The sequence below is a fragment of the Pontibacter toksunensis genome (genome assembly GCF_042686245.1).
Lineage (GTDB): Bacteria > Bacteroidota > Bacteroidia > Cytophagales > Hymenobacteraceae > Pontibacter > Pontibacter toksunensis.
Map to the genome: position 1 here is coordinate 1 of NZ_JBHUOX010000023.1, position 13,460 is coordinate 13,460.

General features: G+C 45.4%; 9 protein-coding genes. 2 read left to right on the forward strand and 7 right to left on the reverse strand.

Going from position 1 to position 13,460, the window contains the following annotated elements; translation table 11 throughout:
• Positions 1-173: 173 nt before the first annotated feature.
• Both ACFS7Z_RS21835 and ACFS7Z_RS21840 read right to left on the reverse strand, forming a co-directional pair.
• The gene (locus tag ACFS7Z_RS21835) at positions 174-725 is read right to left on the reverse strand and encodes a hypothetical protein (protein ID WP_377489530.1); all 552 of its coding nucleotides are present in this window, start codon (positions 723-725) and stop codon (positions 174-176) included.
• A 717-nt stretch (positions 726-1,442) separates the two neighbouring features.
• Positions 1,443-3,476, reverse strand: a complete 2,034-nt coding sequence (locus ACFS7Z_RS21840) for a serine hydrolase (RefSeq protein ID WP_377489533.1) — start codon at positions 3,474-3,476, stop codon at positions 1,443-1,445.
• A 776-nt stretch (positions 3,477-4,252) separates the two neighbouring features.
• Here ACFS7Z_RS21840 and ACFS7Z_RS21845 point away from each other — a divergent pair.
• Together ACFS7Z_RS21845 and ACFS7Z_RS21850 are read left to right on the forward strand one after the other, a co-directional pair.
• A complete protein-coding gene (locus ACFS7Z_RS21845) occupies positions 4,253-4,960 on the forward strand; it encodes a hypothetical protein (RefSeq protein WP_377489536.1) in 708 nt (235 codons plus the stop codon).
• A gap of 588 nt (positions 4,961-5,548) precedes the next feature.
• On the forward strand, positions 5,549-6,334 hold the full coding sequence (locus ACFS7Z_RS21850) for a hypothetical protein (RefSeq protein ID WP_377489539.1): 786 nt from the start codon (positions 5,549-5,551) through the stop codon (positions 6,332-6,334).
• 1,030 nt (positions 6,335-7,364) lie between these two features.
• On the opposite strand, the gene ACFS7Z_RS21855 is transcribed toward ACFS7Z_RS21850, so the two are convergent.
• The 5 genes from ACFS7Z_RS21855 to ACFS7Z_RS21875 form a co-directional block, all read right to left on the reverse strand.
• Positions 7,365-8,672, reverse strand: a complete 1,308-nt coding sequence (locus ACFS7Z_RS21855; protein ID WP_377489542.1) for an L-lactate MFS transporter — start codon at positions 8,670-8,672, stop codon at positions 7,365-7,367.
• Between the two features lie 919 nt (positions 8,673-9,591).
• Positions 9,592-10,518, reverse strand: coding sequence for a fatty acid desaturase (locus ACFS7Z_RS21860; protein ID WP_377489545.1), 927 nt, complete (start codon positions 10,516-10,518; stop codon positions 9,592-9,594).
• Between the two features lie 10 nt (positions 10,519-10,528).
• Entirely contained in the window at positions 10,529-11,638 is a 1,110-nt protein-coding gene (locus ACFS7Z_RS21865; RefSeq protein WP_377489548.1) for a DUF3419 family protein, read from the reverse strand.
• A 12-nt stretch (positions 11,639-11,650) separates the two neighbouring features.
• Complete coding sequence (locus ACFS7Z_RS21870) at positions 11,651-12,727, reverse strand: hypothetical protein (RefSeq protein ID WP_377489551.1); 1,077 nt, start codon at positions 12,725-12,727, stop codon at positions 11,651-11,653.
• Positions 12,703-13,443, reverse strand: coding sequence for a long-chain fatty aldehyde decarbonylase (locus ACFS7Z_RS21875; protein WP_377489554.1), 741 nt, complete (start codon positions 13,441-13,443; stop codon positions 12,703-12,705). The genes ACFS7Z_RS21870 and ACFS7Z_RS21875 overlap by 25 nt, the downstream gene beginning before the upstream one ends.
• Between the last annotated feature and the right edge of the window lie 17 nt (positions 13,444-13,460).

Sequence of the window (13,460 nt, forward strand, 5' to 3'; positions counted from 1 at the left end):
AGTATAACCAATTCCGGCCCCATAGCTCATTGGGCGACAAGACGCCGGAAGAGTGGGTGGAATGTAATATAGTAGAACCCGAATTCTCTACTTTTCACATGTCCTAAAAATGGGAGGAGCTCAGCACCTGTGTCAGTTATAATTTTTGTTGAAGTTGTTGGCATGTGATAAAACTACGTTTGGAGAAGTGTCTCCCAATTGTTCTCTTTTGCCTCACAGCCTAAAATTTTTGCATATTCCCATTTGGTTTTGGGGTCATACTCCATAATCGTGAGGACAGGTCGTGACTTGAACCATCCATCCTTAACTACTTCCGGCTTAAATTCTGCGTTCACCGGCAACGCGCCTGCAAGGTCTCCATGTGTGCAAAGGAGCACAACTTCTGAGGACGTGTCATCAAGCACTGAGACAATGTCGCCAGCTGACAATTGCCCATACCTCTGCTCTCTTAAGCGATGAGCTATTCGAATTTCCGAAGTCGCAGTGAATCCTCTAACACCATTCGAAAAACGGAGAACAGTTTCGATACACCGTGCCATAGGGGAACTGAGAATCTGACTAATTAGGATCTGCTTAGAATTTAATTCAGGCACTAGTTTACCAACGATTGAGTGGAATCGGCTGGCTGCTTCATCCACCTGAACGCCTCCCTTATGGCTTAAACCTCTAAATTGCCCAGGCTCCACATTTTCTGCATCTGCATGGGTAAGAATTATTACTATCATGGTAAAGTTTTTTTGATGTTGGCTTTTCTGTCATTTTAACTTCGCTTTTGGTTTAGGATGATTTAAATTTGCAGATAAGCATTGTTATTAGGTTTATCTATTGTCACCAGGTGTTCTTCAGGTTTAGGCAGCTGTCTTGCGTCCTCTATCTAAAAAAACACAAGCGGTATTCTTTATTAGGGTGCTATGATAAGCACTGAAACGCGCAGAGTTTATATGTAAGCTCATAAAGGTAAAAGTAAAGAGATTGCGCTCTTCATTTACGGTATAAATATAAAAAAGTAAAGATTAAATTAGACTATAAAATCAGAAAGAAGGATTATGAGCTAAAATATTGAGGTAGATAATAAAAAATATTTAGTAGCCGTTTTAAGCTGCCAAAGACTTGAAAGCCTTTTTCTGCTTGTGAGGCTTCCTTAACCTTGCCTCTCGACCAACTCTTGTTACAGCACAGGCCATCGTAGTTATGCAGCAATAGATTTAACATAACCTTCGTTATAGAACAAGAAAATGCTCCTGATGATGAGGAGCATTTTGTTTAAATATAGCGTATAAGCTAAACGATGTTTAGCAGGTTTGCCTTTAGGTGATGTAAGTGTGACCTTACTGCTAAGGTACACCATCAAAAGACCCTAACCTTTCAATGATTAGGGCCTTTTGATGGTGTACCTGAAAATGTCAGCCTACTTTAGGACGTATCACAGGAATGCACTTATTCTACTTTGTCAGCATTATTTTCTGCTGCCTGACCTCGCCAGGAGTTTGCAGCCTGAGAATGTAAAGCCCAGGAGATAGCTCTTTCCCTGGCTTCCACGTCAACTGGTACCTGCTGTTGCCTTGGGCTTCCCCTCGGTACAATACCCCAACTTCCCGCCCCTTGATATCATGTACTTTCACGTCCACTGGTTGCGTGTGTGCTAAGGTGAAGACAAGGGTCACCTGCTCTGTGAAAGGATTCGGATAAGCCATTAGCTCCTGCTCCTGGATAAGAGCTTCTGCCATGGCGGCTTTATCGTCGCTTTGTGATTCAGCCTCTTCAACTTTGGCTGCTAAAAATGGAATCCTGTAAATGGTGAAGTCTGAGCTGGTATATGCCCGGCCGCCGCCAGACAGCAGGACGCTAATCTTGCCTGTAGTGGCCCCCTGAGGTACCTCAGCTAGTATAAGGAAATCAAAGTAGGCCTTGAACTTTTCGGCTTTCACACCATTAAAATATACCTCCCGCGTAGTACCTAAATGCCTGCCCACCAGTAGCACCTTTGATCCGGGCCAACCCTTGTTCGGGTAAAAGGCTTGAATGCTAGGCTGGAGCACCGTGAAGGAAAGGTTAGTTTCTACAGTGCCGCCCGCCGCTTCTAAGGTAACAAGACCACTGGAAGCCGTGGCGGGTACAACAGCCGTTACCCTGTCCTCGCTGACAACCGTAAAGTCTGCCTCCACTCCATTGAAGCGTACGGAAGTAGTAGTGGCCAGTCTCTTGCCGTCAATGGTGACAGTGGTGCCTGGCAGCCCCTGCATAGGTGAAAAAGAACTTATTTGCGGGGCTAAAGCCCGGTAAAGTGCCCTGGCAATGGCGTATGGATCGGCTCCGGCGAAGTTTGTAAGCACAGCTATCGTCACGTCTCTCTCCGGCTGATGCGCCAGAACCGCGCGATATCCAACAGCATCCCCATTATGCCCCAGGAAGACTTCGCTGTCGCTTATGTGCGGAATCCGCTCTATACCGTAACCAAGAAAATCGCCGTTCTTGTCTGGAGAAGCAGAAATAGACTCCAGCATCATATCCAATGTTGCCTGGCTAGTCGCCTGGCCTCTGAACAGCGCATCCCCCCACTCCGCAACGTCAGTCGCATTGGAAACGATGCCCCCGCCCGCATAAGCCAACGACACAATCGCATCCATAGGGAAACGTGAGATGTTGGTGTAGGCATTCGGGAAAAGGGGTTGGCCGGTCTGGGCAAAAACCGGGTTAAAGGGGCTAAGGTTATCGTGTGGCGCAGCCAGTATGCCGCGGTTTCCCCGGGGCTCTCTTCCCGCCAGGTACATCGACTCAAGGTCAAGCGGCTCGAAGAACCGCTCCCGGTAGTGCTGCTCTATTGGCTTACCGGTAGCAGCCTCCACTAATGCACCCAGCAGGATATAGTTGGTGCTGGAGTAGCGGCGCTCTGTGCCGGTTGGGAAGATTTGGTTGGTAAAGGATATGGCTTCAAAAGGTGTCCAAACCCTTGCCGGCTGAGCCGCCACCGCAATCTGGAGCTGCGGCTCCACGACATAGTCAGAGAACCCGCTCTCGTGGGCGAGCAGCTGGCGAATGGTGACTGCGCTGTTGAGCCGCGGGTTAATCTGGCTGAGCGGGAGGTAGGCGCTGACAGGGTCATCCAGGTTGAACACCCCTTCCTGCGCCAGTTCCAGCACAAGCGCGGCTGTGAAGGTTTTGGTGATGCTGTAGATGTGAGACAGTGTACCAGTGGTGAAAGGAGTGCCGCCAGGTAGCAGGTTGTTCTCTGCGTCTACATTGCGGGCAGCGTAGCCGGTGGCTCCCGCCCATAGGAAGTTGTCGCCTACCTTTACGGCAACTGACATACCCCCCACAAAGGGTTCGGCGGTATCGTTATGGATACTGTCAATCACCTCCTGCAGCCGGGCCTCCGTCTCAGGACCGAGCCCTTGCCCGTGTGAAGCAAGACTAATGGATAAAAGCATTACCAGCGAGCCGATGCGCCGGATAAAGGAGTATAGATGGTGTTTCATAATTTGTGGATGTAAGAAAGGAGATGAGATAGAGGCAACAGGTAACTGCCAGGAGCAGACATGGAGCAGGGCCAGGTGCATCTGGGGCACCCCGGGCAGGAAGTCAAATGAAGAAACTGGCAAAATACCAGGGTCTAGAAGAAAGGGTGCAAAACACATGCTCCTAAAGCAACCGCTTTAGGAATGGCTAATGGGACAACAGGAAGTGTAGGCGAAACTTATACTCAGCATAATCCAATTCCAAATACGTATAACCACACCAGAAGTTAACCTACTGTTTCATATTAGCCAACATGTTTACAGCCAAAATACAGGAGTATGTACCTTCCTCTCCCACATCGCGATATTTTCAGCCATTTTGGTAGTAGTTATAGAGAAGAGAGTTCCTCCTAAAAACTGGACTGCTGTAAAAGGATTTCAAGCTTAATGCTGTATCCGATGCAGGCACTCTCCTAAATGATAAAAATATCAACTGCTCATTCGGAGTAACAGGAATGTAAAAGAAAGTATATAAAGAGGGGCTTTGTTATTTTCTAAGCTCTAAAGCGCTTTGTTTAAGATTGCTGGGAACAAGGAAATTAACCTTTAGACTTACAAATCCGCTCTACTGGGCTTCCGCCAATGAATCTACCTCATTTAAGTGTTTTAGCACGGGGGAAGGAGACCATCCATTAGCCAGTTTTACCGTATGAAGACAGGTAATCAAAGGCATGTCAGAGGCTTTAATGTCAGCTGCTACCCCAGGGTAGGATAACCAAAAGTGGAGGGACTATCATATGAAACACGCCTACTCTGCCTTTCTTTTACCAGCTGGCTTGCTGCTCTTAATAAGCTGTTCCCAAAAAGAAGCGCTTTTCATCTCTAAAGGTGCCGATCCCTATGGTTTCTACAAGGAAGCCCGGAAGGCGGAGGAGATTCCAACTCATGCTGCTGCGCTCCCTTTACAATCTGTACAGGAGAAAGGCTTTGAAGCCCATACTCTACCCCCAGAAGCTAATGCCAGCACAACAGCAAACTTATCGGAATCATCTACTCCAGGGCCAGTGCAGCTTGTTGTTTTTGTTTACAAGCCTGCTTTAACTCCAGGCAAAGTGGCGGCCAGGCTGGCCAAAAGACCAGAAGGAAGTAGCAGACTGCAGACAACACTGCGACAGGGAGTACAGGCTACGCCTGAGGGTGAAACAGATAAAAGTAAAAAGGCTGGAGTTGGTTTGATGCTTAGCCTGCTGGCAGCTGCTTTAATCCTCGTTGGAATAGCGATATCCTCCCCCGTTCCTTTCCTGCTGGCGGCGTTAGCAGCTGTCTTCGGCTTGACAGCGAGTATAGCAGCGCTCTCAGAAATTAAAAGAAACCCTGGCAAGCTTGCTGGGAGAGGAAAAGCACGTGCTGGGTTGATCATTAATTCCACAGTGCTGGTTGTTTCCGCAGTGCTGGCTGCGCTTCTTATGGTCTTAGCTGTAGTCATAGCTTCGGCGGGGGGTTAGTGGCGGGCAGCAGCTCCTTCCATGGCAAATGGATAAACATGTCTGTGAACTTTAAGTACTTACAGGTAGTCAAAGCGCTAAGAAGTAGGTTTATCGATCTTCTCTTCGTCTAGCTCATAGTATGTTTTATAAAGCAAAATCATGCTTCAAGCTCTTGCAACATATAAGCCGTTATAGAACAAGAAAGGAAGGCTCTCGTGATGAGGAACCTTTTTTTCTTGTGGCCTATAAGCCCTCTTATGTTAAGCATGTTCCAGATAATCACCGCCAGCTTTCAGGCCGTCGCGCTTACTGCCGCCTGCCTTCCCTTTCGGAGGGCCACCCGCTTGAAGAAGTCCGACAGGTGCGTCTCCTTCAGATTGCCGATGGCATTGGCCGCCTGCCTAAGGGCAATCTTCAAGCGGGTGCTGCCCTTGGGGGTGTGGCTGCTCAGCACCCTGCCCCCCGCCCAACTTACTGTTATGTGCTAGTCTGTTCTCAGGCACTTAAATAAAATTACAAAAGGAAATAATCATAAAAAATATTATATTAGGCATAGATTGTTGTGTGTCTCTATTTTTTGTTCTTACCTTCTAAATGAAAGCAGCTATGAAAAAGACTTTACTCTACTGCCTACTTTTGCTACTCATTGGTTGTAAATCAAATGAAAGTGAAGATAACCCTCCTGTCTTAGATTGTGACACTTACTTGCCTGCTAGTTACAGCAATAATTGGGGCAACACTGTTGAGACTTATCATTATGACGGAAAAGGTAGAATTGAAAAAATAGAATACAAGCAAGATTCAAAAATAAGTAGACTTATTTTGATGGAATATGATAATCAGGGCAATGTTATCAAAATGAAGCATCTAGCTCCAGATGGAAAGGAGATGGATCGTAAGACCTATGAATACAATACCTCCGGACAACTTATTAAAAGCAATCATTATGTTATATTCAATGGATCTCCTGATCTTCAATATTTTACGACTTATGAATATAACTCAAATAAAGAGCTTAAAAAGGTTTCCCATCATCAACCAGGCTTTCCTCAGTCTGAGGTTGTGTATGAGTACCAGAATGGTATAATGAAAAAGGTATTCTATTATCATAGTTCAGGAGAAGTCGAAACCACAGTTGCATATGAGTATGATGATAAGAAAGGTTTCCTATCTGGAGCACCCTATTCCCTTCATGTAGTATTAGGTATCGGAACAGCAGGTTTTCCCTACCAGCACAATATAAAAAAGCAGACTATTACCCATTTAGATGGAAGAGTAGAAGAAGAGCCCACAGGAACATATGAATACAATGAAGCAGGTTATCCTATAAAATTCATGCCGTTCAACAGTGGGGGTAGTGAAATTAGAACGTATACCTATAAGTGCAAGTAATTTTGCACAGAGATACTCTATCTCTTGTTGTCTATCCATGATTCCAATGCACGTCAACTCGCGGATATGCGTAAACATACGGTTATATGCACTTGTGCGTGACTTTGAAAATGCTGGTGGTAAAAAAATGAATTGGAATACGGCGAAGGCAAACGGTGACGCAACGCCGGCAACAATCTCAGCAATGATCGCTGCCGTAAAATTGAGAAAATTACCCGCCGAGAATTTTGTTTGACATGATCCCTTATTTTGAGAGTACGATAAAATACAGACAAAAGACAGCGTAACCTTTGTTGTGAAAGAACCTTGAAAAAACGAGTGGCAAGTCTGCGGATATAAGTTATATTCAAAAGCCTTTATCCGGTACTACATCAACTAAACAGCCGGGCTAAACAATATAGCTAATATTGGCTGTAGTATTGACAGATACCTAACAACGGAACCCTAAACCTTAAAGTCAATATGAAAAAGACGACCTTATTTCTCCTGTTAACGATCGTGCTTACAAGTGCAAAGGCGCAAAACGCAACAAGGACTTTTCGCCCGTTCAAGCTGGATTTTGCATTAGGTTACGGTCTTCCGCTAGGTTCGGATATGACGCGTTCCGGCATCTTGGCTCTAGAGCCCAAGTACTCTCTAAGTGTGCTTCAGGTGGAGGATAATTCTCTAAAGTCACTTCAGAGGGTTTGATGGCTACCCCATAGCCGTCATTGTTACCAGACGGCACGATGTAATCGCCAATAGAAACATTACCAATAACCTTGACAGGCTCATGGTAACAACCATGAAGTAATATCTGCAGAGGAAGCGGCCTTACTAATTTTCCCTCCTTCAATGCCTACTATATCGCCAAAAATATGCTTCTCGTTGATATCTGATCTCTTCAGTCACTCGGCAAAGGCCCCACTACCAGACTCATAAGTTGCCCCGCTTTGTGAATGCCTAACATTTGCTGCACTTTATATGTTGCTGGCACTCTACTTATTAATAGTTTTATCAGCAATAGTTTCAGTAAATCATTACAATGTCCTTACTGCAAACCTGCAGCTGTAGACGTTCTCTGTTGTTTCTGAATACGCCGAACATCTGCTTTCAATAGCACAGCAATGACTAAAGCTATTATAATTAAAAAGGTGAATACATAGAATACAGGAATATAGCTTTCAGTAGCTGCGTAAATTTGAGACACTAAAGTTGGTCCTAATAACCCACCTAAAGACCAAGTTGTTAAAAGATAACCATGAATGGCACCAAGCTCTTTTGTTCCGAAAAGATCGGCTATAAACGCAGGAAGGTTTGAAAATCCACCACCATAACAGCTGACCACCAGGAAAATCAGTGCCTGAAAAACTAAAGCACTTGAAATATTAGGAAGTGTAATGAACGCGACGAGTTGTATAACAAAGAAGATGATGAACACCACGGGCCGGGAAAGATAATCGGAGGCTGCTGCCCACCCTATTCGGCCAGCACCATTAAAGATACCCATGAGTCCTACCATTACAGCTGCACTTGCGATTGATAGCCCTCCTATCTTTTGAGCCATTGGGGAAGCGACTGATATCATCATAATTCCCGCACTTGTATTAATTAGCATGATCGTCCACAACATCCAAAAATGCTTTGTTTTTACTGCTTTCTTTGCAGTGAGAGAGGACAGATCGTTGATCTTCTTTTCTGTAGGCGCAGTCTCACTGTGTGTCATACCGCGGGGCAGCCACCCTTTTGGAGGTGGTGCAATATATAAAGCGCCAAGAATCATTAGGACAAAGTAACTTGTTCCTAAAATGTAGAAAGTTGTGGAGATACCCAGGGTTTCCATAAAGGCAGCCGCAAGCGGAGCTGTAATAAGGGCTCCGGTACCAAAACCCAAAACCGCCATACCTGTAGCTAATCCCCGTCGATCAGGAAACCATTTTACCAAAGTAGACACTGGCGCAATGTAACCAATACCCAGCCCCACACCACTTAAAAGTCCATAGGTAAGTATGAATAAAATAAGTGAATCGATGGAAACGGCAAAGCCAGATCCTGCTTGTCCCAGACCAAATAAAAGCGCAGCAATCATTGCCGATTTTCTTGGTCCGCTTCTTTCAACAAATCTCCCGAATATGGCAGCTGAAGCCCCTCCCAAAACCATCATTACTGTAAAAGCTATGGTTACAGATGAAACCGACCAACCGAGTGAATTGACTAGTGGGTTCGTGTAAACACTGTATGCATAAGCGGCACCAATGGAAAGGTGGATACAAATTGCGGATAATGCTATTAGCCATCTATTTTTACTAGTACTCATAGGATTCCCTTCATATTTTTTCATAATTAATTTTTGCTCCATTGTTCGGCTTCCACCAAAAGTGAATATTAACTAAAGGATGAATCATAGCCACAAAAGAAACTGTCTTCTGCTTTTTTTCTCTTTTTTAATTTCTAGTTCTTTGATTGGCATTATTATAGAATATTAAGATTGTAAATAACACCATAATCCTTTTGTTTAATGGCTATTTTTTAAACCCAAAGTTAAATTGACAGCTTACCTACAGGATAGCTGTGCACCTGGAAAGTTAACAATATTTTTTTCATACTTGGGAGCACTCTATTTTTGAGCCGAACTATGTATGTCAGCTCCTCTGTTGTTCAACTTCCCTAGTGTAGCAGATTTTAAATAATGACCTCCTCCATAAATGGGACAGTGGTAATGTAGAAAATGGCATCTATCAGTGAGTTCCTCCCAAACTTAAGAATATTGTAGTTTGAAGAAAATTCACCTTCAGTAATAATCTTACTAACCCTCCTCTCCCACCTGCAGATACTTATCCACAGCCTCAAAATCCTTGTGGATATTGTTCTATAATTCAATACTGAGGTCTACTACAGTAAAAAAGTCGCTCCACATAAAGTGGAGCGACTTTTTTAGTTCGATAAATTTCCCCTTAGGTTCCCGCTCCCTAAGTTTTACAGGCTATTTCTCCAGAAAAAACACAAAGCATGAAGCCTGAGCAGAAACTGACAATTAATGAATCAGCACCAATTGCTCAGCTTGCCTGGTGGTGAAAATGATTTGTGACTCTGTGAAATTTAAATTCATGATGGCTCCTCGCTTTTGATTCAATACGACGAGTGCCTAGTTTCTCTACTTTACAACGGTCCGGTTTTTTTGGAGGAGGTCACTAGAAACATAAAAGAACTACTGCACCAAACCGCTACTGCTCAATTGGTGCACAGGCGTACTAGCGAACTCAAGGAGTAGCGGGAGTCTAGGAGTCGTTTTCCTGCACCTGTTGTTTTACAGGTTCCGGTACGTTAGTCAATTTGGGACCTTTCCAGAGCTCCAGGTAGTTTCGGAAAAAGCTCATCCGTTGGGAGCCCCTGTTAACGAATGCAGGCAGGTGTACCCACGGAATCTGCGGGTGCTGGTGGTGTGCCTGGTGCAGGTTAAAGTTCAAGTATACCCACTTGCCCCAGGCCGGCATACGGAGGTTGTGTGCTCCGTTTATGATGTCGCGCGGACTGAAAGCGTGGTTCACGTAGTTCTGCGAAGACCATAGAAAACCATGTGCTGTAAATAACAGCAGGTATCCCTGCCAGTGCAGGTCGAGCAGCATAAATACAGCTACCTGAAACACGATGATGGCCCAGCTTTCGTAAGTCGATTTCCTGATTTTTTCTTTCGTGTCGCTGCCCCGGATAAATCCTGCAATCTCTGGTTTCGATCTGAAGAAGCGGGTATAAAGCAACCTAGGCCAGGTGGCAAACAGCAGCACCGACAGCCATAAGGCAAAGTAGCCAATGCCTACCATCATGCCATACATGTTGCCGTACCTTTTCCATTTGTTTTGATGCTCGTAGTACAAATCCCACATTTCTTCGTCGGTACGGTTTTTCTTGTGATGCTTCAGGTGGCAGTGCTTCATAAAGGTGTAAGGCACAATAAAAAGCATGCAGAGCCACCTGCCCAGCAACGTATTTGTTTTATCATGTGGGTGCAGCAACTGGTGTTCTGCTTCGTGTATGAGCGAATAAACAGGTACCATCATAAAAGCAAAAACGACGGCACAACCCAGCATCCAAATGTAGTGGCTGGCGTGGGATGCGAGGTACAACAAAAGAAAGTAACCAACACTGCAGACTATTGTGACTGCCAGGTTTAGTTTATAAGGAATTTTATATGCGTCAGGTGCCATCCGGAAATGATTATTTAACTACCTCATAAGCTGCCACTTTTCCATACACAAACGAACGGTCCTGAAACTGAATTTCTTTGCTGAGCGCTTCGTTTTTAACAATTTGTTCCCGGAGCCGCTCGGGCACTTCGCGTGGTATCATCAGGTTGCGGAAAACAAGTTTTGCGCTTGGCTTGGACGTGCGCAGCACTTCCGAAAACAGCTTGTCGGTGTCGGTGGCATCCATCAGTTCGCAGATGTTCGAGAGGGCCATAGCATCGAATTTGTTTTCAGACTGACTATCAAGCCAGTATTTACTGTCGGCTGTGACAGGTATGATGCGATCGATGTTGGCTTTGATAAGAGAGAAGTTTTCAGGCATTAAATAAGCGGGCAGGCTGGTTTCGTTCTGGTAGTGGCCCAGCAGGTAAAGCGACAGAAAATAATTGTCCTGCACCGGCAAATCGCTGATGGCATGGCCCGCCCTGTTCTGGAAACTTTCGGAAAAGGAGGTGGAACCATCGTCGAAATGGAAATAATCTGCATTCAGTCCTTTTTTAGCTAGACTTTTCTTATTGAACATCGCCCTGAAAATAAAACGCCAGCGGGCATTATTCCATTGCTGCTCATAAAATTGTTTTTGTTCCGTAAGCGAGTCTAGTGTAAACAAGTTATGTGTTTTCCTGCTGCCCTGGATGAGTCGTAAAATCCGGGAAGCCAACTTCACAAACCGTTCGTACCGGCCATTCATTATAATTCCTTTTTTCAGGATACTGGTTTGCCCCTGCCAGAAAGTACGCGCTTCTTCCGACAGATCTTTCGAAAGGCTGTTAAATACATGAAGCCTGTCATGATGTTCGCGTATCCCAAAGAATCCGAGCATTTCCTCATACCCCAGGTGGCGGAAAGCGGCCTGCTTCAGCTCCATCAGGTAGGTCTGCGACGGATTTATATCAACACAAAAAATTTCTGCCAGATCGAAGCGCAGGAAACCAAGGGTATTACAGCCCCCCGATGTGATGGTAAACACGGTAGCTCCGGGCTTTAGCTGCAGGGCTTTCTCATCCATGGCGGGGTCTTCCCAGTTGTGGGTAAATATAAGTTTGCTGAGCGCTACCTGTCCCTTTAGTTCTTTTTTCATATAGTTTGGTTATTAAAGCACACCATTCGAATTATAAAAAGGGGCAGTAAACACCGCGTGCTTCCCTGCCAGTTCCAGCATCTGATGCATACTATTAGTGGTGATGTTTCCTTTTCCGGAAGAGTAAGAAGTTGCATTGCCGGCTAAGGCCAGCACAATAGCTTCTAGCAGGCAGCCATGCGAAATATTGGGTAGTGGGAAATCATAAAAAATGCGCCTGTACTCGTCCTGCACAATGCTATAGCCTTCGCTGACTCTTCCCATCCCACCCGAAAAAAAGAACTGATTCTTTAAATTTACAGGCACCTGCAGATTTTTAGGATAGCCAGCATCGCAAACAATGGCATCGTCCCTTAGCAAATCCAGGTATGTGCCCGGAAGCAGGGAACTTGCCACGCATATGACAATATCCGCAAGCGGTAACAAACTCTGGGTGTCGGTGGAGCTGCTGCAGGAAATGCCTGCCTGCACCAGTTCCACTTCCTGCTTTTTAAGCGGGCCAGGCTGCCGGGCCGTCAGCAGCATTTGCTTTGCTTTTCCAGAAAAATAAGCCGCACAAGCTGAGCCAATATCACCGGTTGAACCAATTATAAGCAGTGTTAACTCCCCCAGGCGTTTGTTCCGGACACGCACCGCTTTTTCGACTCCATCGGTAATAAAGGCTGTTGTTAAGGTATTGCCTGTAGTAAAAGCCGTCTTATCCAGGTAAGAAATGTTGGCTGCTCCTGATTCCAGAATAATAGAAGTAAATCCACCCAGGGCAACCACATCTGCACCCATTTGTACCGCTTTCTGGCAGGCTGCTTTTACTTTTTTTACGTTTTGCCAAAGGTGCGAAGGCCCCAGTTCATCCGGCGAAATAAAGGTTTCGATGTAAAACCCATTGACTGCATCGGTTACAGGCGAGTTAATCTCCACATCAAAAAGCTTTTGGGGCGGGATGTAGGTATACACTTCTTTTACCTTATCTTCTAAGAGCGCAGGGTTTGCTTCTTCCTGCCGGATCATGTTCACGAACTGTGTTATTTTGCCCCAGCTGTCCTGGTGGCCAATGGCGGCAAAGGTTAAGCCGGCAGATTTATTACCCATCGGAGTGTTTTTTCATTTGGTAAGCCAATCCGGTCTAGGGTGCTGAGATACAGGTTCAGGGCATTGCCGCGCATGCGGGTTACATCAAGCGCAATTTCGGGCATGGCCTCCTTCATGCAGCTGCCTTTGCACACACCGCAATGTCCTTTCAGATCAGTTTTAGCTGTCCATTCCGCCAATATGGTCATGCAGTCTTTGTGTATGTTTTCCATTTTGCTGTAGAATGCTTCGGAATCTTTAGTCAGCTCCGCCTGCAATAGCTCAATAGAATGTTCAATGTGCTCTTCTTCTTCCTGTGAGATGGCCGTAAACAGCGCCCCGATTTCATTATCCAGTGCCTGACCCACATCGTGGTACATGCTCACGGCAAAACACTCCAGCATTACTTCCTGAATAATGATACAGCCTATGAAATCGCCTTTGGCAGCATATTTCAAAAAACATTCGCGCACGTTTTTCCAGTAATAGCCTTCCAGGTTGATAATGGGATCCAGCCCGAATTTTTTACTTAAAGCTATAAATCCCTCGGCATGCTTACGCTCGCAGTTGGCATGCTCCACAGCCTCCATCTTTTCATGCACATCGTCGATAGCACCTGCCAGCGAAGCGAAGTTAGACATGCCAATGAGCTCACCGGTTATGGCTTGCGAGATAATATCGGTGATAATGCCCCGGTGCTCCAGTGTTTGGATTGGGTTTAGAAGAGGTGAGTCCATAGGTATAAATCTATTGG

Coding starts and splice junctions, on each gene's coding strand:
- ACFS7Z_RS21875 (WP_377489554.1), bottom strand. CDS start 13,443: ATGGACTCACCTCTTCTAAACCCAATCCAAACACTGGAGCACCGGGGC.
- ACFS7Z_RS21870 (WP_377489551.1), bottom strand. CDS start 12,727: ATGGGTAATAAATCTGCCGGCTTAACCTTTGCCGCCATTGGCCACCAG.
- ACFS7Z_RS21860 (WP_377489545.1), bottom strand. CDS start 10,518: ATGGCACCTGACGCATATAAAATTCCTTATAAACTAAACCTGGCAGTC.
- ACFS7Z_RS21840 (WP_377489533.1), bottom strand. CDS start 3,476: ATGAAACACCATCTATACTCCTTTATCCGGCGCATCGGCTCGCTGGTA.
- ACFS7Z_RS21855 (WP_377489542.1), bottom strand. CDS start 8,672: ATGGAGCAAAAATTAATTATGAAAAAATATGAAGGGAATCCTATGAGT.
- ACFS7Z_RS21865 (WP_377489548.1), bottom strand. CDS start 11,638: ATGAAAAAAGAACTAAAGGGACAGGTAGCGCTCAGCAAACTTATATTT.
- ACFS7Z_RS21835 (WP_377489530.1), bottom strand. CDS start 725: ATGATAGTAATAATTCTTACCCATGCAGATGCAGAAAATGTGGAGCCT.
- ACFS7Z_RS21845 (WP_377489536.1), top strand. CDS start 4,253: ATGAAACACGCCTACTCTGCCTTTCTTTTACCAGCTGGCTTGCTGCTC.
- ACFS7Z_RS21850 (WP_377489539.1), top strand. CDS start 5,549: ATGAAAAAGACTTTACTCTACTGCCTACTTTTGCTACTCATTGGTTGT.